Origin of the sequence: Lamprocystis purpurea DSM 4197, assembly GCF_000379525.1 — a bacterium.
Taxonomy (GTDB): Bacteria; Pseudomonadota; Gammaproteobacteria; order Chromatiales; family Chromatiaceae; genus Thiodictyon; species Thiodictyon purpureum.
This window is the reverse complement of the sequence record NZ_KB902363.1, coordinates 45,437-67,937: the sequence shown is the minus strand read 5'-3', so window position 1 is coordinate 67,937 and position 22,501 is coordinate 45,437. Positions and strand designations below refer to the sequence as shown.

Genomic DNA, 22,501 nt, shown 5'->3' with positions numbered 1-22,501 from the left:
TCTGACAGAGCGTCTACCAACAGCAACAAGCCAGGGAGCGAACGGGCTGCTGCGCCCGCCCTGTGGCAAAATACCGTCTGCCGCTCCCAGACCGGGCCGCGATGAGCCTGACCCCGCATGACCGATCAACCAGACATCCGTTTCGAATCGAGGCCGCTGCGGCGCGTGACGGCCGCCGAGCGCAAGCGACTGCGGGCGCTGACCGCGGGCGGCACTGATTCCCACCTGCTGACGATCCTGCGCGAGCGCCCCCCGTACGTCCGCTGTTTCCTGGCCTGGCACGACGACGTGATCGTCGGCTGGAGCCTGGCACGCTGGTTCGCCCCATTCAAGGACTCACCGCGCAATGCGCATATCAGCGTCTTTGTGGACCCGGACTGGCGTCGCCAGGGCCTGGGCCGTCGCCTCATCGGGCAAGCGGTCGACTTCGTGGTGGCGCACCGGCTGACCGCCTGGGTCTATGCCGGCAACGCGGATCAACTGGCGTTCGCTCGCGGGTGCGAGTGTCCAACGAGTATCGTCACCACACCTTTTCCGTTGCGTTAAACCACGTCCAGCGTGACATGCATGATTTTCATGGTGTGTTCGGTCTTGGTGATTTAACCAACCTCGGTGGAGACGCGGTTTAAAATTATATTTTTCAAAACGTTAAACCGCGCCACCTCCAGCAATCGTCGAGTCTGCCGGAGCCGATTCCATCCGAGAACATTACATACCGCGCTGGGCGCGGTTTAGTGATGCGACTTGGTCAGCAGCTTGAAGATCTTGAAATTGATGATCCAGAAGCGGATGAATTGCCAGACCAGCGACCGGCGCATGTAGCGCGTTAAACCGGTCGGCATCGGTGGATAATAGGATTGCTTATAGGGCTCTTTGTTCTTGGCGGGCATGTCATACCTCCGCTGGGTAAGGTGATCGCAAGGTTTTGTGGACGACCCGGCCGGTCATCAGACCGACCGGATTCCGTGAAGATCAATCCGGAAGGATCGACCAGCCGGGCTTGAGCTGCGCCTGGTAGAGGAAGACGTAGTGCAGAATCCACTTCATCCAGTGCCCGGCCAGACCGACCTCGCCGAAGGTGAGATCCATATCGCGACCGTAGTCAGGATAGGTCTCGTAGTCGGGTACGACCGGGAATACCGTCATGGTCGCTGCACTGCCCTTGAAAATATGAGAGCCGGTGGAAGCGACGCAGGCGGCACCCATCTCGGCCATCGATGCGGTGTGGGTTGGTCCAGTGGCCTTGCCGTTGAGAATATCCCGGATATTCTCAGCCACCGCTTTGCCGATGGCCGCCGAGGGCATGCCGGTGCGCGGCGGTGCCGGGTTGATCGGCGTACCGTTCGGACTGCTCATCGGCTTGCTGATCAGGTGCGGCGGCGCAAAGGCGATACCGACCGCGAAGACGTTTTTGTACTTCGGCGTCTCGTAGTACCGGGGCCAGTCGGCTTTACTCCACTCCTCGAATGGCTTGGGATTATAGTCCGCGTCCACCTTCATGAACCCGTTAGGGGCGAACACCGCCGCGGTGATGTCACTGCCGTCGTTACCGAAGGCCTTCAACCCGACTCCGGCAAAGGGCGGGATCAGCATCGCAAAATCGTAGTCCAACTCGTGGTAGGTTCCCTCCAGCGTCTCATAATGGATCTTGTTGGGCTCGATCTTGTTGACCGCAGCGCGCGTGATCCAACTGATACCGCGCTCGACCATCAGCGACTCGGCAAACACCTTGCCGTTGGTGACATAGCCGCCGCGTTTGATATGGACGCCGCCCATTCCGAAATCGCCGAGTTCGTACTCGTTGCTGATCCAGGTGATCTCGGCCTGATCACGGACCCCCGCCTGACGCAGCGAATGGTCGACATTGTAGATGTATTCGAAGGCCGCGCCCTGGCATGTACACATACCATGCCCGGTTCCGACGACAAAACGGCGCCGCGCACCAGCCCTCATGGCCTGGATGTGCTCCTGCAACTGCGCGTTTGCGTGTACGGCGTGCTCGGCGGTACACACCGAGACGGTATAGCCCCCCTCCGGCCCCAGACCGGGCGTGGCACCGAAGTTGAGCTTGGGGCCGGTGGCGTTGACCAGGAAGTCGTAATCGACATCCTCGGTCCGGCCGGCGTGGGCCGGGTCGGTAGACTCGATGCGGACGAAGGGGCGGCTGCGCTCCGCCGCGCCTTCGGGATGCACCGAAACAGCCTTACCCAGCAGAAACTCCACGCCGGCCTTCTGATAGACCGGCGCAAGGTCGAAGGTCACCTGCTCCGCGGTCATCTCGCCGCAGGCAACCCAGACGTTGGACGGGATCCAGTTCCACTGCGGTTTCGGTGAGACCACCGTGACCTGATGTTGTTTGCCGACCCACAGGGACAAATAGCGGGCCACGGTGTGGCCCGAGATACCGGCGCCGAGAATAACGATGCGTGACATCTTATGTACAGCCTCCTCGTTTGAGTTCGCCAGCCACGCTAGCAAGCCTGAGCAAGACTGTCAAATACAGCATTTTTATGGTAGTCAATGACTTGCCTAGGGAATCAGCGCCGGCGCCGATATCAGGCGCGCAGCGCGTCGCTCAAGTGGGGCCCAATGAGCTCGAGCATCGCCTGATGGACCTTGAGGTTGCCGGCCACCAGGTTGCAGGTGTCGAAATAACGGGTGCCGCCGCTCAGATCGGTCACGGTGCCCCCGGCCTCGGTGATCAGCAAGGCCCCGGCCGCGAAGTCCCAGGGCGACAGACCCAACTCCCAGAATCCGTCGGTGCGCCCGGCGGCGACATAGGCCAGATCCAGGGCGGCCGAGCCGGGGCGGCGCAAACCGGCGGTCGACAGGGTCATGTCCTTGAACATGCCCAGATAGGCGTCGATATGGCGCTGGTCGCGGAAGGGAAACCCGGTGCCGATCAGCGCCCCGTCGAGCGACGGCCGACCGGCCACCCGCAGTCGCCGGTCGTTGAGTTGGGCACCCTCGCCGCGCGCGGCGGTGTAGAGTTCTTCGCGCAGCGGATCGTAAACGACGGCACATTCCAGTTGCCCGCGCACCCGTAAGGCGATGGAGACCGAGAACTGGGGGAAGCCATGCAGATAGTTGGCGGTGCCGTCCAGCGGGTCGATCACCCACTGGTAGTCGCCCTCCCCTTGGGCGCCGCTTTCCTCGGCCAGGATCGCGTGGCTGGGGAAACGGGCCCGCAGTTCCTGGATAATGACCTGCTCGGCGCTGCGGTCGACTTCGCTGACGAAGTCGTTGCGGCTCTTGGTCTGGACCTTGACCTGGTCCAGGCGGTCGTAGTAACGAAGCAGCACCTTGCCTGCGGCACGGGCGGCGCGGATAGCGATATTCACGGTAGGATTCATGACCGACACGATACCCCAAGGGACGTGCGGATCAAAGATTGACAATGTACCCTTGTTCTGTAGAAGCTGAAGACCCCATGGACGCGCAGACCGACATGACCCTGGCCCGCATCCGCTGCGTGCTGGTGGAGACCACCCATACCGGCAACCTGGGCGCTGCCGCGCGGGCGCTGAAGACGATGGGCCTGAGCCGCCTGGAACTGGTGAAACCCCGCCACCCGCCCGATGCCGAGGCCCTGGCCCGCGCGGCCGGGGCCGATGACCTGCTGCAGCGGGCGGGAACGCATCAGCACCTGGTCGGCGCCCTCGCCGGCTGCCGACTGGTGATCGGCGCCAGCGCCCGGCAACGCACGGTGGAGTGGCCGCTGCTGGAACCACCCGCGGCGGCCCGCCTGCTGCTGGCCGAGGCCGCGGCGGGCGAGGTGGCCCTGGTCCTCGGGCGGGAGAGCTCGGGACTCACCAACGAAGAACTCGCCCGCTGCCACTATCTGGTGCAGATCCCGACCGACCCCGCGTTCAGTTCGCTCAATGTCGCCGCCGCCGTTCAGGTGCTTGCCTATGAAATCCGGCGTGCCTGGCGGGAGGGTCAGGGCGAGCAAATCCGCGAGGACGCGCGCGATCTGGCGACCGCGGAGGCCCTGGACGCCTTCCACGACCATCTGGCCCGGACCCTGGCGGAGATCGGCTTCGGTGATCCGGAGCAATCCAGCCGGCTGTTGATGCGGTTGCGGCGCCTGTTCAACCGGGCGCGCCCCGACTGGATCGAAATCAATATCCTGCGCGGCATCCTCAGCGCCGCCCAGGGACGCAAAACCGCGCACCGTCCGGCCGCGGTGCACCAGGAGCAGGAGCCCAGTTAAGCGCATGTTCGACCAACTGCGAGAGGATATCGGAAGCATTTACGATCGTGACCCGGCGGCCCGCACCGGGTTTGAGATCCTGACGACCTATCCGGGGCTGCACGCCGTGCTGGCCCATCGGCTGACTCACACCCTGTGGGTGCACGACCTCAAGCTGCTGGCGCGGATGCTGTCGAATGTCGCGCGCCTCTTCACCGGGATCGAAATCCATCCCGGCGCCCGGATCGGCCGCCGCTTCTTCATCGACCACGGCATGGGCGTCGTCATCGGCGAGACCGCGGTGGTCGGTGACGACTGTACCCTCTACCACGGCGTGACCCTGGGCGGCACCAGTTGGCAGCCGGGCAAGCGCCACCCGACCCTGGGGCGCGACGTGGTCGTGGGCGCCGGTGCCAAGGTCTTGGGACCGATTACGATCGGCGACGGGGCGCGGATCGGCTCCAATGCGGTGGTCGTCAAGACGGTTCCCGCCGGCGCCACCGTGGTCGGCGTGCCCGGCCGCATCATCGAGCGCGAGCGGGATGCGGACCAGCGCCGCCGCGCCGATACCGCCGCCCGCATCGGCTTCGACGCCTACGGCGCGACCGTCGATGCCCCGGACCCGGTGGCCAACGCCATCAACCGCATGCTCGACCACATCCACCACATGGATGGCCGCATGGAGGCCATGTCACGCGCCCTGGAGGCCAACGGAATCATGCCGCACTTCGACCACGACGCCGACCTGGACGCGGTGGTGATCGACTCACCCAACCCGGAACCCTTGAAGCCCAATCCAAGTCATTAATTGATCAATGAGGTCGGGTAACGTAGGATGTGCAGGGAAGACCCCCGGAGGGCGTGGAGCATGAGACTGACGACGAAAGGCCGCTACGCGGTCACTGCGATGCTGGACCTGGCCATCCATCACGGCCAGGGACCGACGGCGCTTGCCGACATTGCCCAACGGCAGGGTATCTCCCTGTCTTATCTGGAGCAGTTGTTCGCCAAACTCCGACGTAACGGCCTGGTGACCAGTGTCCGCGGTCCGGGCGGAGGTTACAATCTGGCCCGTTCCGCCGGCGAAATCCACGTCGCTGAGGTCATCGTCGCGGTGGACGAGAACGTGGACACCACCCGTTGCGGCGGCGCCGGCAACTGCCAGGATGGTCACCCCTGCCTGACCCACGCGCTGTGGTTCGACCTGAGCAACCGGATCCAGGACTACCTGGAGACCATCACGCTGCAGGATCTGGTGAATCGGCGCGACCCTGCGGGCGACCGCACCCAGCCCTGCACCACGGTCGACATCAAGCTCGGGGTGGTGGCGGGCGGACGCGCCACCGCCCCGATCTGAGCAGCCGGTTCGACCTGCCTGGTCGGTTGCGCGGGCCCCGCGGCGGGTTGCCGCGCGGCCCCTATCCCTAGCGAGTGCCCCTGCCTCCAGCACGGTGGAGGCGGCGCGGAGTTCGACATGAAGCTGCCGATTTATATGGACTATTCAGCCACCACCCCGGTCGATCCGCGGGTGGCGGAACGCATGTGTGCCTGCCTCACCCCGGATGGCGTGTTCGGCAACCCGGCGTCACGCTCCCACGCCTTCGGCTGGGCGGCTGAGGAAGCCGTGGAAGATGCCCGTCGACAGGTCGCCGAATTGGTGAACGCCGATCCCAAAGAAATCGCCTGGACCTCCGGTGCCACCGAATCCGACAATCTGGCGATCAAAGGCGCCGCCCACTTCTACCAGAAGCGCGGGCGCCATCTGATCACCGTCAAGACCGAGCACAAGGCGGTGCTGGACACCTGTCGCCAACTGGAGCGTGAGGGGTTCACGGTCACCTATCTCGACCCCGAACCGAACGGCCTGATCGACCTCAACAAGCTGGAGTCCGCCCTGCGCGATGACACCATCCTGGTTTCGGTCATGCACGTGAACAACGAGATCGGGGTGATCCAGGACATCGCCGCCATCGGCGAACTGACCCGTGCCCGCGGCTGCCTGCTGCACGTGGACGCCGCCCAGAGCACCGGCAAGGTCCGGATCGACCTGGACGTCATGCCGGTGGATCTGATGTCCTTCTCGGCCCACAAGACCTATGGTCCCAAGGGCATCGGCGCACTGTATGTGCGGCGCAAGCCGCGAGTGCGGATCGAGGCGCAGATGCACGGCGGCGGTCACGAGCGCGGCCTGCGCTCGGGCACCCTGCCCACCCACCAGATCGTCGGCATGGGCGAGGCCTTCCGCCTCGCCCGCCTCGAAATGGTGCAGGAGAATGCGCGCGTGCTGGCCCTGCGCGAACGGCTGTGGGATGGACTCAAGGACCTGGATCAGGTTTTTCTGAACGGCGATGCGCAACACCGGGTCGCCGGCAATCTCAATGTCAGCTTCGCCTATGTGGAGGGCGAGTCGCTGATCATGGCGCTCAAGGATCTGGCCGTCTCCTCCGGCTCCGCCTGTACGTCCGCCAGCCTCGAACCCAGTTATGTCCTGCGGGCGATCGGCCGCGAGGACGAACTCGCTCATAGCTCCATCCGCTTCACCCTGGGCCGTTTCTCCACCGCGGAGGAGGTGGACTATGCGATCGCCAAGATCCGCACCCAGGTAGAGCGGCTGCGCGGACTCTCGCCGCTCTGGGACATGTATCAGGACGGGGTGGATCTCAAGTCAGTGCAATGGGTTGGGCATTGACTAAGGAACGGTTCACTAAATCGAAACCTGATCGGCATCGGGCTGCTCATGCCTAACTTGAACCGCTTATCCGATTACGATTACGATTACGACAACGACAACGACAACGACAACGATATGTTTGACTCGTTACTAGCAGCCTGTCGGACTTAGCCCCTAGGATTAGGGTATGAGTCAACATAAAGGCTTTTTGTTGCTCCACAATCTAACGNAAGGTGATTTCCGCGAAAAATCCAACCCGTAGGAGCCCGCTTGCGGGCGACGGGNGGGGCACAATGACGCGATTCCGGCAGGTCACGTCGCCCGCAAGCGGGCTCCTACGGAGCTTGATTCTTGATAGCGTCTTATTCGGAAATCGCCTAAAGTCCGACAGGCTGCTAGCCGGACGAAGGGGCGAGTTTTGAACCGCCCCGACTCCTAAGGGTCTGTCTGGATGTCAGGGAACAAGGCTACCACAGCCTGCCTGAGCTTCAGGCTGACAGCTCCTCAACATGAGGTGAAACGCAATGGCATACAGTGACAAGGTTCTGGACCACTACGAGAACCCGCGCAACGTGGGCACTTTCGACAAGGACGATCCCAACGTCGGCACCGGCATGGTCGGTGCGCCGGCCTGCGGGGACGTGATGCGCCTGCAGATCAAGGTCAATGACCAGGGTGTGATCGAGGACGCCCGCTTCAAGACCTACGGCTGCGGCTCCGCCATCGCCTCCAGCAGCCTGCTCACCGAGTGGGTCAAGGGCAAGACCCTGGACGAAGCGCGGCAGATCAAGAACCAGGAAATCGCGGACGAATTGGCCTTGCCGCCGGTCAAGGTCCACTGCTCCGTTCTGGCGGAAGATGCGATCAAGGCGGCCATCCACGACTATGCCGCCAAACGTAAGCCGGAGTAATCGCCATCCGGGTCTCCGGCCCCAGGCGCCGGCATTGCAAAAAGGGACACCAGAGGACACCTTGCGCTTGCGTTCGCGCTCCCAAAGGGCCTAGCATTTCCCCATCCTGCAACACGCGGCCCAGGGGTCGCGTCCTTGCCCATTGGGATCGACCCGCGGAAGACACGCCCATGGCTATCTCCCTGACACCCGCTGCCGCCGCCCATGTCGCCCCCAACGCCAAACATGCCTGCGGTTGCGGCGAGAGTTTCAACGTCTAGCGAGGCATCTGCGCGGTGAATCTTGCCATGCTGGACTTTTCCAAGAACTATTTTGAGCTGTTCGACCTGCCGCTGGGTTTCGCCGTGGACGCCAAGCGCCTGGCCGAGCGCTATCGCACACTCCAGGCGGTGACCCACCCGGATCGCTACGTGGTCGCGGCGGATCATGAAAAGCGGGTGTCGCTGCAGGCGTCGACCCAGGTCAACGAGGCCTATCGCACCCTGAAAGATCCCCTCGCCCGCGCCCGCTACCTGCTGTCCCTGCACACCGGCGACCCCGGGACCGACAGCGAAACCAGCAAGGATGGCGCTTTCCTCATGGAGCAGATGGAGTTGCGCGAGACACTCGCCGAGGCCCAAAGCAGCCCCAATCCCCATGCCGCGGTGGCCAGGGTGCTGACTCATCTGGCCGAGCAGAGCGCGGCACTCGACAAGGAACTGGCGGGGCTGTTCGCGGACCCGACGCCGGCCAACCTGACGAGCGCCCGCGAGATCGTCCGCAAGCTTCAGTTCCTGGACAAATGTCGACGCGACGCGGAGGACCTGGAGGGGCTGATCGATGGCCGATATTAGTGACGAATCCATCCGCCAATGAACACCGTGCCGCGTTCATCGGCGGCCGGGATGGCTTCCCCGCAACATCCGTGAACGCGCAGACGAGATCCGATGCCACTGTTACAGATCGCTGAACCCGGTCAGTCGGCCGCCCCCCATCAGCACCGGCTGGCCGCGGGCATCGATCTGGGGACCACCAACTCGCTGGTCGCCACCGTGCGCAGCGGCGTCGCCGAGACCCTGCCGGACGCGCAGGGCCGCCACCTCCTGCCCTCCGTGGTGCGCTTCGGCGCCGCGGCGGCGCCGGTGGTCGGGTACCATGCCCAAGCGGCCGCCCTGGATGACCCGCTCAATACCATCGCGTCAGCCAAACGGCTGATCGGGCGCGGTCTCGCGGAGGTCAAGCAACTGGGTGGTCGCCTTCCTTACGTCTTCGTGAACCCGGACGCGGCCGTACCGCGCATCCACACGGCAGGTGGCGATCTGACCCCCGTAGAGGTCTCGGCAGAGATCCTGAAGACCCTGGCGCAGCGCGCGGAGGATACCCTGGGCGGCCCGCTGGCCGGGGTGGTCATCACCGTGCCCGCCTATTTCGACGACGCCCAGCGTCAGGCCACCAAGGACGCGGCGACCCTGGCCGGCCTCAAGGTCTTTCGACTCCTGAGCGAACCGACCGCCGCGGCGGTTGCTTATGGCCTGGATCACGCGGATGCCGGGACGGCCGAGGGTATACACGCAATCTATGACCTGGGCGGGGGCACCTTCGACATCTCCATTCTGCGTCTGACCCGCGGAGTCTACGAGGTACTGGCCGCGGGGGGCGATTCCGCCCTGGGCGGCGACGATTTCGACCGCCTACTGGCCCAATGGGCGTTGGAACAGGCCAGCGTCAACGATGGCGCCGACCACCGGACGCTGCGTCAGGCGATGCAGGCAGCCTGCACCGCCAAAGAGCAACTGAGCAGCACACCGACCGCGGACCTGGTGCTCAACCTGCCGGATGGCCGCCACTGGTCCGCCACCCTGGACCGGGCCGCGTTCGAGGCCCTGATCGATCCGCTGATCGACCGTTCACTGGCCGCCTGTCGGCGCGCCCTGCGCGATGCGCGGGTGCGCGTGCCGGAGGTCGACGCGGTGGTCCTGGTCGGCGGTTCCACCCGGATCCCGCGGGTCCGCGAGCGGGTCGCGGCCTTGTTCGGCCGGCCGCCGCTGGCCAACATCGACCCGGATCGCGTGGTCGCCATCGGCGCCGCCATCCAGGCGGACCTGCTGGCCGGCAACCGTCCGGGAGACAACCTGCTACTGCTGGACGTGATCCCGCTCTCGCTCGGCATCGAGACCATGGGCGGATTGGTGGAACGGCTGATTCCACGCAACAGCACGATCCCGGTCGCACGTGCCCAGACCTTTACCACCTTCAAGGACGGCCAGACCGCCATGGCGATCCACGTCCTCCAGGGCGAGCGCGACCTGGTGGACGACTGCCGGTCGCTCGCGCGCTTCGAGCTGCGCGGCATTCCGCCGCTGGTGGCCGGCGCGGCGCGCATCCAGGTCAGCTTCGAGATCGATGCCGACGGGCTGCTGCGGGTCGCCGCGAGCGAGTTGACCAGCGGGATCACGGCGCGCGTGGAGGTCAAACCCTCCTATGGCCTGACCGACGGCGAGATCGCCGCCATGCTGAGCGACTCCCGGCAGCACGCCGGCGAAGATCAGCTCGCGCGGCGCGTGCGCGAGGAACGGGTGGAGGCGCAACGGGTCCTCGAATCGCTGCGTGCCGCGCTCACGCGCGACGGCGACGCCCTGCTGGACACCGCTGAACGCACCCGGATCGAGGACGCCATGACCGCGCTGGCCGCCACTCTGAACAGTATCGATGCCAAGCGCATCGGCGATGCCCGCCGCGCCCTGGAACAGGCATGCGCCCGCTACGTGGAGCGGCGCATGAACCACAGCATCCAGTCGGCGATGGCCGGGCAGCGGGTCGATGCATTCGAGTAAGCGACATCAATCCCATGCCTAATCTGATCTTTCTGCCCCATGAGAGCATCTGCCCGGAAGGCGCCGTGATCACGGTCGAACCGGGTGTCAGCATCTGCGATGCCGCGCTGGCCGAGGGGATCGAGATCGAGCACGCCTGTGAGCGCTCCTGCGCCTGCACCACCTGCCATGTGATCATCCGCGAGGGCTTCGATTCACTGGCCCCGGCCGATGAACTGGAGGAGGATCTGCTCGACAAAGCCTGGGGTCTGGAGCACGAATCACGCCTGAGCTGTCAGGCCCTGGTGGGTGATGCGGATCTGGTGATCGAGATCCCGCGCTATACCATCAACATGGTCTCGGAACGGCGGTAGACGGTTTTCGGTTTTTCGTTTTTCGTTTTTCGTTAGAGTTTATCAAGCATCAGCTTACAGCAGTTCCAAATTTGGGTGGCCGCCGCCAACAGCGTGCCGGCCGCGAGGCTGATGGTGGATGCGCTGCGCTTATCCACCCTACAAAACCGGCTCCGCTGTAGGGTGGATAAGGCGCGCCGCTCGATGTCAGGGACCCGGCACGGCGGTCGCGCGCGCCGCATCCACCAGGAATCGCGCGATGCCGCCCAAATTTGGAATTGCTGATCAGCTTACGAAAAACGAGAAACGAAAAACCAACAACGACGGCGATAGGCGAGGTAATCCGATGGAACTGAAGTGGACCGACACGCGGGAGATCGCCATCGCCCTGGACGAGGCGCATCCGAAAGTCGACCCGCGTTACCTGAACTATGTGGACCTGCGCGTCTGGGTGGAGTCGCTTGCAAAGTTCGCGGACGACCCGGCGCGGTGCGGTGAGAAGATCCTGGAAGCCATCCAACTGGCCTGGATCGAGGAGCGCGAATAGTCGCGCCCCCGCCGGTGCCGTGAACAGGTCAGCACTGCTCCCAGGGCAGACCGCGGAAACGCCAGCCGCCCTGGCTGCTGCGGTGGTGGTGCTCGTCCAGATCGCCCTCGAACCCCTCGTCCACATGGTAGACCGCACGCAGCCCGTCCTTCATCAGGACCTTGCCGGCCTCCAGCGACCGCTTGCCGCTGCGGCAGATCAGGATCACCGGGGCGCAGGGGCTGTCCGGGTCGCAGACCGCCCCGCCCAGGAGCAGCTTGCGAATCTCCGTGTTGAAATGCGGGTTGACGGTCCAGTCCGGCTCATCGATCCAGGGCACATGCACCGCCCCCTTGGGGTGGCCCACGAACAGAAACTCCATGGAGGAGCGGATATCAACCAGGACCGCCTGGGGATGCTCTTCCAACATCCGCAGTGCCTCCTGCGGGCTCAAGCCTTTTGGGTGTTCGTCACTCACGCGGGGTTACCTCGATTGGTGGTCGTTATCATGCAGCGTCAGACGCGCCCGGAACCCGCGGCGCGCGGCGGACAGTGTAGCAAGCAGCGGCCGGTACGGGTCGCGTCGACGCACGGGCGATGCGGATGAAGGCGAAACAACTGAGCCGCTGGCGCCGCCTCCGGGTCAGGGCAACCGAGGGCATGGCCCGCGCCCTGGCGCAACTGACCGCGCGTCTGCCCCTGTCGCTGATCCATCGGATCGGCGCCGCCGTCGGCTGGGTGTTCATCCATTGGCCCAACCGACAACGGCGCAACGCCTTGATCAACATCGGACTCTGCCTCCCGGAACTGAGCCCGCCGGAGCTCATCCGGCTGCGCGACCGCAACCTGGTGGAGTTCGGCAAGACCTATCTCGAGATCGGTCACTTGTGGCTGCGCCCGGTCGAACAGGTGCACGCCCTGGTGCGCGAGGTCCGCGGAGCGCAACTGTTGCAGCGACAACCCGGTAAGGGCCTGATCGTCCTCTCCCCGCACCTGGGCGCCTGGGAACTGGCCGGCCTGCATCTGGCTCGCCAGGGTCCGACCGCCATCTTCTACAAACCCCAGCGCTATCTCGACGACCTGATCCTCGCCGCGCGCCGCCGCAGCGGCGCCGAGCTGGCGCCCATCACCGCCCGGGGAATTCGGGTCCTGGTCCAGGCACTGGAGCGCGGCGACTATGTCGGCGTGCTGCCGGACCAGGAACCCAAGGAAAACAAGGGCGCCTGCTTCGCACCCCTGTTCGGCATCCCCGCCTTTACCATGCTCCTGGTACAACGGCTCGCGCGACGCACCGGCGCCCCGGTCATTTTCATGTTCGCGGAGCGCCTGCCGGACGCTGCCGGCTTCCGCATGCACTGCCTCCCCGCCCCGGAGGGCATCGACAGCGCGGACGAATTGACCGCCGCGACCGCCCTCAACCGCGGTATCGAGCAGTGTGTACGGACCTGCCCAGAGCAATATGTCTGGCCCTACAAACGCTTCCGCCGCCGGCCGGACGACCGGCCCGGCCTCTACGACGGTCCGCTGAGCGATGCCGGCATCCTGCCGCTCATCGCGCGTCGGCGTTCGGTTTAACTGAGCGACTGATAATAATCCATCAGGATCTGGGCAACCTCCGGGCGGGAGAACTCGGGCGGCGGGGCAATCCCGCTGCCGAGCAGTTCGCGCACCTTGGTGCCTGAGAGGAGCACGAAGTCGTCCTTGGTGTGGTCCGGCGCCTCACACATCATCACGACCCGGTTGAGCTTCTTGGAGTAAGCCGTGTGGTCGGCCTTGAAGATCTCGATCGCCAGAGCGCCGGGCGGAACCTCGTCCTCGAAGATGGTCTGGGCGTCGAACGCGCCGTAGTAGTCACCGACACCGGCATGATCGCGGCCGATGATGAAGTGGGTGGCACCCATGTTCTGGCGGAAATAGGCATGCAGAACGGCCTCGCGCGGACCGGCATAAAGCATATCGAAGCCGTAACCGGTGACCATGGCGCTGTTCGGGGCGAAGTACAGATCCACCATCTTGCGGATGGCCGCGTCGCGCACCGGGGCCGGAATGTCGCCGGGCTTGAGCTTACCCAGGAGCATGTGAATGACCAGGCCGTCGCAGTTCAGCCGCTCCATGGCCATGTGGCACAGCTCCTCGTGGGCCAAGTGCATGGGATTGCGCGTCTGGAAGGCAACCACGCGCTGCCAGCCGCGTTCGGCAATGGCGTTGCGGATCTGTACGGCGGTGCGGAAGGTATCCGGAAAATCGTCCTGGAAGTAGGAAAAGTGCAGCACCTGGATCGGGCCCGAGACAGCGACGCGCCCCTGGCCGTGGAAGGCGGCCACGCCCGGGTGTTGCGGGTCCTGGGTGCGATAGACTCGCTCGGTCAGCTGCGCCATCTGGGCATCGCTGATCGTCTCGACCGCCTCCACGTCCATGATCGCCAGCACCGGATTGCCTTCCATGTTGGGATCACGCAGCGCAATGCGCCGGGCGTCGCCGATCAGCGCGGCGCTCTCCAGCAGGCAGAGCATCGGCACCGGAAAGAACAGGCCGCTCGTGGTGCGCATCGTCTCGGCCACGCTGACCGCATCCGCGACATTCATGAACCCCGGCAGCGGACTGAAATAGCCGGCGCCCAGCATGACCGCGTTGCCGGCGGCCTGGGAACTGATCACCACCGACGGCAGCGTCTCGGCCTGACGCATCAGCGCGTGATGCTGGTCCGGGTCGTAGACGAACAAGGGTTGCAAAGCGTCGGAACCCACGGGTTTGATCATCGACTTTCGCCTCTCTCGGCTCTGGCTCCACCGGCGCGCGGCACCGGTCACGCGGGGCGGAAGCGACTAATGGTTCGGGATCGGATGGCGCGCGGAATGCGCAGGGCGGCCGGAACCTGGAACTGCCGTCGGCGGCTCCAGGTCGGCGTCAACGCGGGTGAAACCTTACCACGGTCCAGGATTGAGGCTACCCAGGTTGTCTTTATGGGGACAACAGAAAACCGTCGGGCGGGATCACACCCGCAATAAATACTGTCGATAATGCTTCAACTCGGCGATCGACTCGCGGATGTCGTCCAGTGCCTGGTGCTTGCCGGTCTTCTTGAAGCTGCTCGCGATTTCCGGTGCCCAACGCAGGGCGAGTATCTTCAGCGTGCTCACGTCCAGATTACGGTAGTGACAATAGGCATCCAGACGCGGCATACAGCGGGCCAGGAAGCGGCGGTCCTGGCAAATACTGTTGCCGCACAGGGGTGAAGCACCGGCGGGCACCTGCCCGGCCAGGAAGGCGAGCGTCTCCGACTCCGCCCCGGCCTCGTCCCAGGGGGAAATCCGCACCCGTTCCAGCAACCCGGAGGCGCCGTGGTGACTGCGGTTCCATTCGTCCAGATCGGCCAGGACTTCCTCCGGCTGATGGACGGCGATCACTGGGCCTTCGGCCAGGATGCGCAGATCCTGATCGGTCACCACGGTGGCGATCTCCAGGATGCGGTCGGTGAAGGGGTTGAGACCGGTCATCTCGAGGTCCAACCAGATCAGATTTTGTTCGCTCATAGCCATTGCCGGATTCCTTGTTATTTGCCGCGGCGGGCGCCAGCCTCTCAGTGTACCAGCGGCCGGCCGTGCGCCGCGCCCGGTCAATCCCTACAATGGGCAAATCAACCCGACTGGAGCCAAGTCATGATCACACGACGTCTGCGCATCGCCCTGGCGCTTCCCTGCACCCTCGCACTGACCGTCCCGCTGACGGGTCCACTGGCCGCCGACCCGCCGGCGCCCCCGGCCGCGGCCGCCCCCAGCGGCACTGACGCGCTCTACCAGGAGCATTGCATCAAGTGCCACGGCAGTGAGGTCTATACCCGCGCGGACCGCAAGGTGACCTCCCTGGACGGTCTGGGCCGCCAGGTTCGGCGCTGCGAGACCGCGCTGAGCCTGCGCTGGTTCGACGAGGACATCGATGAGATGACGCGCTTCCTGAACGACCGGTTCTACCGCTTCAAGCCGGGCTCCTGATGCCGCGGCGGCGGCTGTCGGAACGACAGGTCCAGCGGATTCGGACCATCCAGGAGCGGCGCCGTCAGCATTTGGCCGACCGCGCCGAGAATGCGCTGGACACGGTGCGCGACGAGATCGCCGAGGAAGCCCCGCCGCGGTCCGGACGGGTGGTGGTACGCCACGGCGCCAACCTGGCGGTGGAGGACGCGGGCGGGCACATCACTCACTGCCTGGCGCGCCGCAACATCGGCCACCCGGTCTGCGGCGACCAGGTCGTCTGGCAGGACACCGCGGACGGCCAGGGCGTGGTCACCGCCATCCAGCCCCGCCATTCGGTCCTGAGCCGTCCGGATTACGGCGGCCACGACAAGCCGCTGGCCGCCAACCTCACGCGTCTGGTGGTGCTGATCGCCCCCGAACCGGACCCCAGCGGCTACCTGATCGATCAATACCTGGCGGCGGCTGAACTGATCGGCGTTCAAGCGCTGATCGTCGCCAATAAAATGGATTTGCTCCACGCTTCGGCCGAGGCCGCATTTCGGGCGCGCTTCGCACTCTACCCGGCGATCGGCTACCCGATCCTCTGGACCAGCCTGCGGCAACCGGCGACCCTGGACGCGCTGATTACCGCCCTGGCGGACCAGACCAGCATCCTGGTAGGTCAGTCAGGCGTCGGCAAGTCATCGCTGGTGCAGACCCTGCTGCCGGACCTGGACATCCAGATCGGCCGTTTGTCCCAGGCCACCGGACTCGGCCGTCATACGACCTCGACCGCGACCTGTTACCGGCTGATCGGCGGCGGCTTCCTGATCGACTCGCCGGGGGTGCGCAGCTTCCGCCTGGGCGCCATCGACCGTGAAACGCTGCAACGGGGATTTCGCGAATTCGGCCCCCACCTGGAAGGCTGCCGGTTCGCGGACTGCCGGCACGACCGCGAACCCGGCTGCGCCATCCGCGCGGCGGTCGAGGCAGGAGAGATCGCGCCTGAACGGCTTGCCAATTTCCATCACCTGGCCGCCGGGCTGGGTCCAGCATGGGCCTGAATCCGGCAAATGCTCACGCCAAGACACCGAAAAACAGAGGGATGTGTCGGGGCCTTCAGATCACCTATCGGGTGAGTCAGCGCGGAAAGTCCAAGAAAAAAGCAGTTCTCACACAAAGGCACTAAGATCACAAAGCTATTCAATGCAATAGGTTGGTCAAGCAGGTCACCCGCGCGGAAATTAGCCCGATACTTTCAATGATTTATTCTTCGTTGTGTTCTTTGTGTCGTTGTGTGAGCAATTGCCGGATTTCGGATAGCACATTGACAACATTCGTAACTTGGCGTCTTGGCGTGAGATCTGCTCTTTCTTGGGATAATTAAGGTGGCACCATGGCCTACTGGCTCTTCAAGTCCGAACCGGACGCCTTCAGCATCGACGACCTGGCGGCGCGGGCCGCCGCGGGTGAGCCCTGGGACGGGGTGCGCAACTATCAGGCGCGCAACATGCTGCGCGATCAGATGCGCAGCGGCGACGGCGTGCTCTTCTATCACTCCAACTGCCAGGTACCCGGCGTGGTGGGGCTCGCAGAGGTGTCAAGCGCAGCCTATCCCGACGCCACCGCCTTCGACCCCCAGGCACACTACTTCGACGCCAAGAGCGACCCCGAGAACCCACGCTGGTATCTGGTGGAGATCCGCTATCTCCGGCACCTGACGCGGACCATTGCGCTGAGCGAATTGAAAGACCATGCGGACGGACCCCTGGCCGACATGCCCCTGGTACGCCGCGGCAACCGGCTCTCGGTGATGCCGGTCACGGCGCAGCAATGGTCTTTCATTCTGGGGCTGGAATAGTCTGTAGGGTCCGCTGTGCGGACCGACGACCGCGCAGATCGCGAGGCAGCCGGGTCTATAGCATTCGGACGTGATAACCGGACCTAGCAGCCTGTCGGACTTTAGGCGATTTCCGAATAAGACGCTATCAAGAATCAAGCTCCGTAGGAGCCCGCTTGCGGGCGACGTGACCTGCCGGAATCGCGTCATTGTGCCCCACCCGTCGCCCGCAAGCGGGCTCCTACGGGTTGGATTTTTCGCGGAAATCACCTTACGTTAGATTGTGGAGCAACAAAAAGCCTTTATGTTGACTCATACCCTAATCCTAGGGGCTAAGTCCGACAGGCTGCTAAGGGCGGGTTTCAAACCCGCCCCTACACCAAGGGTCTGGCTACTCGAAATCGTAGTGGATGATATCCTTCACCCGCTGACAGATCTCGCGGCCATAGTCGGTCCACAGGCCCTGACCCCAGTAGCGGTAACAACTGGTCTGGGAGGCCATCAGGTGGAATAGCGCGTTGCGGTAGCGCGGATCATCGGTGGGCGTTCCGGGTTTGAGGACCTTTTCATAGAACAAGGCACTGGCCTCCTCCATGGGCCCAAGCACGTTGTCATAGCCCTGCACCCAGGACAGGCTGTTGGTCCAGCTGCCGCCATCCATATGGAAACGGCCGTCTTCCTGCTTCAGATCCGCAATGACTTTCGCCAGCACCTCCGGACCATCGCCGGGCTTCATGCGCGCCCAAATGCGGTCATGGAAGATCGGCTGAACCACGGGGAAATCAGTCTCCTTGATGCCCAGTGCGAACAGATGCTCCAGATATTCACTGGCATTCATCATGGGCACATCCCCATGGCTGGACGCGCGCGCCACCTCCATGAACTTGCCGGGGAACTCGTTCATCATCACGCCGCCGTTCTCACCGTCGGCGATCTGCGTCACCAGGGGCGGAATGGAGTGGCCGGCCAGTTCGACGCGGGACAGACTCTGCGCCTCGTACCAGGGCTGCATCTGCGCGACCAGCTTGGTATCCGAACCCTGCGTCTTGATGATGGCGATGATGCTCGCGGTCTCGCCCTTGGAATTGGTACAGACCAACCGGTGCGGAATGTGCGGGCGCTCCGGATTGCGGCCGTTACTGACTTGCACGACCGAGTGTTCCTGGATCAGCACCCATTGGAAGCCACAGTCGACCAGTGTCTTGACATAGGCATAGGCGACATCCGGATGATTGGGCAGCGCCATCTCGGAGGGCGAGAAACCGCGCATCCGCTCCAGCGCCTCCCAGCCGAAGATGGCGGCAAAATGATGCTGAAAGGCGCGCACATGCAGTTTGAAGTCCTGCACCGGGGTGGAGGGCGCCACCGCATGACCCCAGGGCATCCCGAGCCATTCGATGCAACTGTTGTAGTCCGGATTGCAGGTGATGTTCTTGAGTGCATCGATGACGTGGTTCTCACCCATCTTGCGCAGCCCGTGCAGCAGGGTGCCGGAGTATTCCAGCATACAGCGGGGCGACTTGCCCTCGCCCACCAACTGCGGGACGAACTCGCCCATCCGCTTGTAACACCAGACGAAGGCCCCGGCATTGTAGTTATCCCCGATCCCCTGATTCTCCATCATATATTGGAGATTGCTGATCAAGGTGGCGGTGCGCAGATCGCCGCCGCCCGCGGGGATCAGCGGCTGATGCTGGTGCAGCGCGATGGCGGTTGCCGCGCGCACCTTGCTGAAGTCGACACCGCCGTGCTTGGCGAACAGGGGCTTGGCCCGTGCGGCAGTCACGACCTGATCGACCAAGGGCTCCTGGCCGCAGATATTCGGTAGATCGCCGACATACTCGGGTAATGGGTTCATTTTAGGCTCCTATTGGTGGTCCCGGCACGGCCGGGGGCGGAGGACCGGGCCTGCGCGGACAGCCGCAGGCGTTCGGTCCGGGATCATGTTGTTATCGTTCGATCGGCGCCGCAAGGGCTGCCGGGGCGGACGCCGAAACCGGCAGCGCCGCATCCGCCAGGCTCGTCTGCGGATCACCCACATCCGCGGTGTCCAGGTCCGGAAGGTCCGCGAACGTCAGTACACCGGCGCCATGCTCCGGCGCCTCCTCTTCGAGCTGCGCGGCCGCCAACTCCGCGGTCGCGGTGGTTTCAGCCACCCCGGCGCTGTCCGCAGCGGCCGCCGCCGGGTCGATCCCGATCCGCGTCAGGACATCCCGCACCGCCTGGAGGTCCGCCTCCGCCCGCGGCACCCAGGCCTCGCCCCAGTACAGATTGCAACTGGTCTCGGCCCGCAGCAGACGCCACAGGGCCTCATCGAGCGCCGCCATCTGCGGCCCCTCGGTCACCCCGTGCTCACCCGCGTACCACCGGGCATCATGCACGACCTTGCTGAGCTGCGCATAACCCGCCAGCGTCGCCTTCTGGGCAGCGGACCCGGTCCATTGGGTGAAATCCCGGCCGTGATGCCAACCGGTGTTCCAGGCGCCGGTGCGTACCCTGACCTCCCCGTGCACTCCGTGCACATTGAGATAATCGCTGATGAAGGTCGGCGCGATCCCGGCCGTCCCGGCGCGCACCCGCTCCAGCAGCGGAAGATAGAAGGCCGTCCAATAATTGGCCCCCTCGGTCACATTGCGGAACCAGCCGCCGTTCTCCCCGTCGGTGCAGGTCGTCACCAGCGGCGGGAAGTCGCACCACTTGGTGCGCTCCGCCACCTCGGCGAGGAACCAGTCCAGTTCCATACCCGACTCCTGCGCATCGGACAGATCGCGGTCACGCACGATGACCGTGATCTCGGCATCGCCGTAGCGTGCCAGGTGCGGCCGATAGCGCATCTCCTGCCAACTCATGTCGGTCACCGGCTCGATATGCTCGCTGTCGACCAGAACATACCGGTAACCGCTGGCGCGCAGCAGCGGGATCAACTCCATCGAGAACCCCATCTCCGGCGGCCAGAACCCCTGGAACCGCGGACGCCACAGCAGGTGATGCGCAATGCCGAGCCAGCGCTGCAGGTGCTCCTTGCGGTCCGCTGCCGGGATCAGCGGCAACACCGGATGGTAATAACCGGTGCCCAGCACCTCGAACAGATCCTGATTCTGGAAGTGCCAGAGCAGGGCTCCGCAGTCGACGATCCCGTAGACCCGCTCCTGAAAGGCCGGGTCCGACAAGGTTTCGAGCAGCGTGCCCGACAGCGACAAATGGACCCGCGCCAGGGCCTCGTGGCCCCACAAGACACGCGGAATCCGGTCCATGGCGAAGAGAATCTCCTTGGCCTCCCAGGGCTGATGCTCCAGAAGATCTTGCAAATTACCGGGCGGCTGATGGAGATTGAGCACAAGCGCGTGGTGAGCAATCATCGGAAAGACCCCGCAACGGTTGAGACAGCGCCGCAGCATACCTAAAGTGGACACAGATCTGTAGGGTCCGCTGCGCGGACCCGCTGACCCACTGACCCGCGGACCAAGGCCCGTATCACCAGAACCAACTCAATACGACTCGGGAGCCGGACATGCCAAACGTCATCATCGACCCGGACAGCCGCTCGCTGCACCAGCGTTTCGCCCTGATCCACGCCCCGCGCCGCACCCGCGCCCGCTTCCCCGAGAGCTCCGTCACCCTGACCGCCGACGAAGCCGCCGCCCGCGCCGGCGCGGACGCCGGACGCAATCTCTACCCGGCCGAAGTCTATGGCCCATCCCGGTCGTCGGAAGGCCAGCGCATCTATTACCTGCTGCGGTGGCTCACTTAGGTCTCGGGCGCTTCCCAGGATCAAAGATCCCGACTGCGCCTATCTGCAAGATCCGCAGAGCCTGTAAGGGCGACTGTAGGGGCGACTTCAGTCGCCCCCACCCGTCGGTAGATCCTTTCCCGGAAATCACCTCAATCGTATTGACAAGGGCAACGCCGCTAAGCGGTCTTGATCATCAACCCAGTCCACCGGATGCGCACCGCCGTAGGATACGGTGAGGCACGAACCGCATCGTTCCCGATCCAACGGCCCGGAGGACTCACCACCAGCGTCAGGAACGGCCATGATCGTCGCTCCGGCCAGAGTGATCAGTCGAATTTATCCACAGATGACACAGATGAAGAAAAACATCTGTCGGTCGCATCGAGATCTGACACCAGATGCGCGAACTTTTTTGGACGTTGGACGCTTCAAGAGAGGACCTTACCCAGCGTTGACGAATCGTCGGACATGATTTAGGCTTCGTTAAGTGTGCACGGCAGGAAGGCATGGAGGCACGGGCCGACGGAGAGCGGAATGGAGCAGTGTCGATGCTAGGACAAATCTGTCTGGCGCGTCCAACGGCGACATCTTTATAAAACCATATTTCGGGTGCTTATAAAGACATTTACATTAGACCGTGCGTGGGGTACTTAGACAGACATCTTTATGACACCACGGTTAGCTCTAACTGAGACATGCTTCCGCAGCCTCTACCGGATTCGAATACACGGCAAGACAGGCGCACAGACAAATGAATGTGGCGAAGCGCGAACTCGGGGTGATTCGGCGCATGATGCGATAAGGACGCTACGTGCTGACCCACCATGCCTTAGACGAAATGATCGCGGATGATCTGCATGTTCAGGGCATTGAGCACATCGTCATGACTGGCTCGGTCATTCGAGTGGAGGCCGACCGGGACAGTGCGGAACGGAAATTTGTGATCTTTGGCTCTTCGCGCGAAGGCTTCGCCGCGGAAGTTGTCGCAAAGACCAAGTCGTTATTATAACGATGTATCTGCCATGAGTGAAACTTTCTGTCCGGTCTGCGGTGGGCCGGCTCAGATCAAGCGGGTCACCAAAGCCTTCGGCCGCGGTGATGGCCTCCTCGTTATTGAAGACATCCCTCTGATCGTCTGCCGAAACTGCCATGAGCAATATATCGCCGCGGAAACGCTGCGGGAAATTGAGCAACTTCGCGAACGGCAACAGCATCACGCACGGATGATCCAGGTCGAGCGGTTTGCGGCGTAAAGGGGATGGCGAAAATGAGTCAGATCAATTTTCTATGATCTCTCGGTTGAGTCGATTCGCAATCCTGAGAACTTCCCGCTTGTTTCTCAGGTACGGTGATGGTGCCCTCGATCATCGTTGCGGCCACACGAAGACCGGGCGTCGAGGCTTTAGTCGGTCGGCCTCGCGTCTGGGCGGTCCTCGTCCGGCTTAAGCGTCGATCACCACTGGGGGACGCCGGAACCTCAGCGGGAACGATGATCAAGACCGCAATGTTAATCGGTCAAACGCTATTGAC

25 protein-coding genes are annotated in these 22,501 nt (G+C 63.9%); 17 read left to right on the top strand and 8 right to left on the bottom strand.

Annotated features, from left to right (window positions below):
- Positions 1-117 precede the first annotated feature (117 nt).
- Complete coding sequence (locus tag A39O_RS0101515) at positions 118-546, top strand: GNAT family N-acetyltransferase (RefSeq protein WP_020502952.1); 429 nt, start codon at positions 118-120, stop codon at positions 544-546.
- 185 nt (positions 547-731) lie between these two features.
- Here A39O_RS0101515 and A39O_RS41515 read toward each other — a convergent pair whose 3' ends face one another.
- From A39O_RS41515 to A39O_RS0101500, 3 genes are all read right to left on the bottom strand, one after another.
- Positions 732-890, bottom strand: a complete 159-nt coding sequence (locus A39O_RS41515; protein WP_020502951.1) for a hypothetical protein — start codon at positions 888-890, stop codon at positions 732-734.
- A gap of 82 nt (positions 891-972) precedes the next feature.
- Complete coding sequence (locus A39O_RS0101505) at positions 973-2,433, bottom strand: NAD(P)/FAD-dependent oxidoreductase (protein ID WP_020502950.1); 1,461 nt, start codon at positions 2,431-2,433, stop codon at positions 973-975.
- Positions 2,434-2,555: 122 nt separating this feature from the next.
- Positions 2,556-3,353, bottom strand: a complete 798-nt coding sequence (locus A39O_RS0101500; protein WP_020502949.1) for an inositol monophosphatase family protein — start codon at positions 3,351-3,353, stop codon at positions 2,556-2,558.
- A 77-nt stretch (positions 3,354-3,430) separates the two neighbouring features.
- Between A39O_RS0101500 and A39O_RS0101495 the strand changes: the two genes are divergently transcribed.
- The 9 genes from A39O_RS0101495 to iscX all read left to right on the top strand — a co-directional run bounded on the left by A39O_RS0101495 (position 3,431) and on the right by iscX (position 11,466).
- Complete coding sequence (locus A39O_RS0101495) at positions 3,431-4,213, top strand: RNA methyltransferase (protein WP_020502948.1); 783 nt, start codon at positions 3,431-3,433, stop codon at positions 4,211-4,213.
- Between the two features lie 4 nt (positions 4,214-4,217).
- Positions 4,218-5,000: a serine O-acetyltransferase gene (gene cysE / locus A39O_RS0101490; RefSeq protein WP_020502947.1), complete on the top strand. Its 783-nt coding sequence runs from the start codon at positions 4,218-4,220 to the stop codon at positions 4,998-5,000.
- Positions 5,001-5,060: 60 nt separating this feature from the next.
- On the top strand, positions 5,061-5,549 hold the full coding sequence (gene iscR, locus A39O_RS0101485) for a Fe-S cluster assembly transcriptional regulator IscR (protein ID WP_020502946.1): 489 nt from the start codon (positions 5,061-5,063) through the stop codon (positions 5,547-5,549).
- A 117-nt stretch (positions 5,550-5,666) separates the two neighbouring features.
- Entirely contained in the window at positions 5,667-6,881 is a 1,215-nt protein-coding gene (locus tag A39O_RS0101480; RefSeq protein ID WP_020502945.1) for an IscS subfamily cysteine desulfurase, read from the top strand.
- A 506-nt stretch (positions 6,882-7,387) separates the two neighbouring features.
- Positions 7,388-7,774 (top strand): Fe-S cluster assembly scaffold IscU, encoded by a 387-nt coding sequence (iscU, locus tag A39O_RS0101470; RefSeq protein WP_020502943.1) that lies wholly within the window; start codon positions 7,388-7,390, stop codon positions 7,772-7,774.
- Between the two features lie 287 nt (positions 7,775-8,061).
- Positions 8,062-8,607: a Fe-S protein assembly co-chaperone HscB gene (gene hscB, locus A39O_RS0101465; protein ID WP_020502942.1), complete on the top strand. Its 546-nt coding sequence runs from the start codon at positions 8,062-8,064 to the stop codon at positions 8,605-8,607.
- Between the two features lie 93 nt (positions 8,608-8,700).
- Positions 8,701-10,587, top strand: coding sequence for a Fe-S protein assembly chaperone HscA (gene hscA / locus A39O_RS0101460; protein WP_020502941.1), 1,887 nt, complete (start codon positions 8,701-8,703; stop codon positions 10,585-10,587).
- 14 nt (positions 10,588-10,601) lie between these two features.
- A complete protein-coding gene (gene fdx, locus A39O_RS0101455) occupies positions 10,602-10,940 on the top strand; it encodes an ISC system 2Fe-2S type ferredoxin (RefSeq protein ID WP_020502940.1) in 339 nt (112 codons plus the stop codon).
- A gap of 331 nt (positions 10,941-11,271) precedes the next feature.
- A complete protein-coding gene (gene iscX / locus A39O_RS0101445; protein WP_083924442.1) occupies positions 11,272-11,466 on the top strand; it encodes a Fe-S cluster assembly protein IscX in 195 nt (64 codons plus the stop codon).
- Between the two features lie 28 nt (positions 11,467-11,494).
- Here iscX and A39O_RS0101440 read toward each other — a convergent pair whose 3' ends face one another.
- Positions 11,495-11,923, bottom strand: a complete 429-nt coding sequence (locus A39O_RS0101440; RefSeq protein WP_026199082.1) for a rhodanese-like domain-containing protein — start codon at positions 11,921-11,923, stop codon at positions 11,495-11,497.
- A 125-nt stretch (positions 11,924-12,048) separates the two neighbouring features.
- Between A39O_RS0101440 and A39O_RS0101435 the strand changes: the two genes are divergently transcribed.
- Complete coding sequence (locus A39O_RS0101435) at positions 12,049-13,020, top strand: lysophospholipid acyltransferase family protein (RefSeq protein WP_020502936.1); 972 nt, start codon at positions 12,049-12,051, stop codon at positions 13,018-13,020.
- On the opposite strand, the gene sat is transcribed toward A39O_RS0101435, so the two are convergent.
- Positions 13,017-14,204, bottom strand: coding sequence for a sulfate adenylyltransferase (gene sat / locus A39O_RS0101430; protein WP_026199081.1), 1,188 nt, complete (start codon positions 14,202-14,204; stop codon positions 13,017-13,019). The genes A39O_RS0101435 and sat overlap by 4 nt on opposite strands.
- A gap of 234 nt (positions 14,205-14,438) precedes the next feature.
- Positions 14,439-14,984 carry an oligoribonuclease gene (gene orn, locus A39O_RS0101425; RefSeq protein ID WP_026199080.1) on the bottom strand — a complete coding sequence of 182 codons (546 nt, stop codon included), beginning with the start codon at positions 14,982-14,984 and terminating at the stop codon, positions 14,439-14,441.
- Positions 14,985-15,104: 120 nt separating this feature from the next.
- Between orn and A39O_RS31490 the strand changes: the two genes are divergently transcribed.
- The 3 genes from A39O_RS31490 to A39O_RS0101410 all read left to right on the top strand — a co-directional run bounded on the left by A39O_RS31490 (position 15,105) and on the right by A39O_RS0101410 (position 17,259).
- Positions 15,105-15,437 carry a hypothetical protein gene (locus A39O_RS31490; protein WP_020502933.1) on the top strand — a complete coding sequence of 111 codons (333 nt, stop codon included), beginning with the start codon at positions 15,105-15,107 and terminating at the stop codon, positions 15,435-15,437.
- A complete protein-coding gene (rsgA, locus tag A39O_RS0101415; RefSeq protein ID WP_020502932.1) occupies positions 15,437-16,462 on the top strand; it encodes a ribosome small subunit-dependent GTPase A in 1,026 nt (341 codons plus the stop codon). Before A39O_RS31490 ends, rsgA begins: the two co-directional genes overlap by 1 nt.
- A gap of 332 nt (positions 16,463-16,794) precedes the next feature.
- Positions 16,795-17,259, top strand: a complete 465-nt coding sequence (locus A39O_RS0101410; RefSeq protein WP_020502931.1) for an EVE domain-containing protein — start codon at positions 16,795-16,797, stop codon at positions 17,257-17,259.
- 370 nt (positions 17,260-17,629) lie between these two features.
- Here the strand turns inward: A39O_RS0101410 and A39O_RS0101405 are convergent, their stop codons facing one another.
- Together A39O_RS0101405 and A39O_RS31485 are read right to left on the bottom strand one after the other, a co-directional pair.
- On the bottom strand, positions 17,630-19,096 hold the full coding sequence (locus A39O_RS0101405) for a hypothetical protein (RefSeq protein WP_020502930.1): 1,467 nt from the start codon (positions 19,094-19,096) through the stop codon (positions 17,630-17,632).
- A 91-nt stretch (positions 19,097-19,187) separates the two neighbouring features.
- Positions 19,188-20,597 (bottom strand): polysaccharide deacetylase family protein, encoded by a 1,410-nt coding sequence (locus A39O_RS31485; protein ID WP_083924441.1) that lies wholly within the window; start codon positions 20,595-20,597, stop codon positions 19,188-19,190.
- A gap of 152 nt (positions 20,598-20,749) precedes the next feature.
- On the opposite strand from A39O_RS31485, the gene A39O_RS0101395 reads away from it, so the two are divergent.
- The 3 genes from A39O_RS0101395 to A39O_RS0101385 all read left to right on the top strand — a co-directional run bounded on the left by A39O_RS0101395 (position 20,750) and on the right by A39O_RS0101385 (position 22,224).
- A complete protein-coding gene (locus A39O_RS0101395; RefSeq protein ID WP_020502928.1) occupies positions 20,750-20,989 on the top strand; it encodes a hypothetical protein in 240 nt (79 codons plus the stop codon).
- A gap of 793 nt (positions 20,990-21,782) precedes the next feature.
- Complete coding sequence (locus A39O_RS0101390) at positions 21,783-21,980, top strand: DUF4258 domain-containing protein (protein WP_020502927.1); 198 nt, start codon at positions 21,783-21,785, stop codon at positions 21,978-21,980.
- Between the two features lie 13 nt (positions 21,981-21,993).
- Complete coding sequence (locus tag A39O_RS0101385) at positions 21,994-22,224, top strand: type II toxin-antitoxin system MqsA family antitoxin (RefSeq protein ID WP_020502926.1); 231 nt, start codon at positions 21,994-21,996, stop codon at positions 22,222-22,224.
- Positions 22,225-22,501: the final 277 nt, after the last annotated feature.

What these genes read in the sequence shown, in the direction of transcription:
- sat (WP_026199081.1), bottom strand. Translation starts at nt 14,204, where the DNA reads ATGATCAAACCCGTGGGTTCCGACGCTTTGCAACCCTTGTTCGTCTAC.
- A39O_RS0101515 (WP_020502952.1), top strand. Translation starts at nt 118, where the DNA reads ATGACCGATCAACCAGACATCCGTTTCGAATCGAGGCCGCTGCGGCGC.
- A39O_RS0101410 (WP_020502931.1), top strand. Translation starts at nt 16,795, where the DNA reads ATGGCCTACTGGCTCTTCAAGTCCGAACCGGACGCCTTCAGCATCGAC.
- A39O_RS31485 (WP_083924441.1), bottom strand. Translation starts at nt 20,597, where the DNA reads ATGATTGCTCACCACGCGCTTGTGCTCAATCTCCATCAGCCGCCCGGT.
- iscU (WP_020502943.1), top strand. Translation starts at nt 7,388, where the DNA reads ATGGCATACAGTGACAAGGTTCTGGACCACTACGAGAACCCGCGCAAC.
- A39O_RS0101435 (WP_020502936.1), top strand. Translation starts at nt 12,049, where the DNA reads ATGAAGGCGAAACAACTGAGCCGCTGGCGCCGCCTCCGGGTCAGGGCA.
- iscR (WP_020502946.1), top strand. Translation starts at nt 5,061, where the DNA reads ATGAGACTGACGACGAAAGGCCGCTACGCGGTCACTGCGATGCTGGAC.
- fdx (WP_020502940.1), top strand. Translation starts at nt 10,602, where the DNA reads ATGCCTAATCTGATCTTTCTGCCCCATGAGAGCATCTGCCCGGAAGGC.
- orn (WP_026199080.1), bottom strand. Translation starts at nt 14,984, where the DNA reads ATGGCTATGAGCGAACAAAATCTGATCTGGTTGGACCTCGAGATGACC.
- A39O_RS0101495 (WP_020502948.1), top strand. Translation starts at nt 3,431, where the DNA reads ATGGACGCGCAGACCGACATGACCCTGGCCCGCATCCGCTGCGTGCTG.
- rsgA (WP_020502932.1), top strand. Translation starts at nt 15,437, where the DNA reads ATGCCGCGGCGGCGGCTGTCGGAACGACAGGTCCAGCGGATTCGGACC.
- hscB (WP_020502942.1), top strand. Translation starts at nt 8,062, where the DNA reads ATGCTGGACTTTTCCAAGAACTATTTTGAGCTGTTCGACCTGCCGCTG.
- A39O_RS0101395 (WP_020502928.1), top strand. Translation starts at nt 20,750, where the DNA reads ATGCCAAACGTCATCATCGACCCGGACAGCCGCTCGCTGCACCAGCGT.
- A39O_RS0101385 (WP_020502926.1), top strand. Translation starts at nt 21,994, where the DNA reads ATGAGTGAAACTTTCTGTCCGGTCTGCGGTGGGCCGGCTCAGATCAAG.
- A39O_RS0101480 (WP_020502945.1), top strand. Translation starts at nt 5,667, where the DNA reads ATGAAGCTGCCGATTTATATGGACTATTCAGCCACCACCCCGGTCGAT.
- hscA (WP_020502941.1), top strand. Translation starts at nt 8,701, where the DNA reads ATGCCACTGTTACAGATCGCTGAACCCGGTCAGTCGGCCGCCCCCCAT.
- A39O_RS0101505 (WP_020502950.1), bottom strand. Translation starts at nt 2,433, where the DNA reads ATGTCACGCATCGTTATTCTCGGCGCCGGTATCTCGGGCCACACCGTG.
- A39O_RS31490 (WP_020502933.1), top strand. Translation starts at nt 15,105, where the DNA reads ATGATCACACGACGTCTGCGCATCGCCCTGGCGCTTCCCTGCACCCTC.
- A39O_RS0101405 (WP_020502930.1), bottom strand. Translation starts at nt 19,096, where the DNA reads ATGAACCCATTACCCGAGTATGTCGGCGATCTACCGAATATCTGCGGC.
- A39O_RS0101500 (WP_020502949.1), bottom strand. Translation starts at nt 3,353, where the DNA reads ATGAATCCTACCGTGAATATCGCTATCCGCGCCGCCCGTGCCGCAGGC.
- cysE (WP_020502947.1), top strand. Translation starts at nt 4,218, where the DNA reads ATGTTCGACCAACTGCGAGAGGATATCGGAAGCATTTACGATCGTGAC.
- A39O_RS41515 (WP_020502951.1), bottom strand. Translation starts at nt 890, where the DNA reads ATGCCCGCCAAGAACAAAGAGCCCTATAAGCAATCCTATTATCCACCG.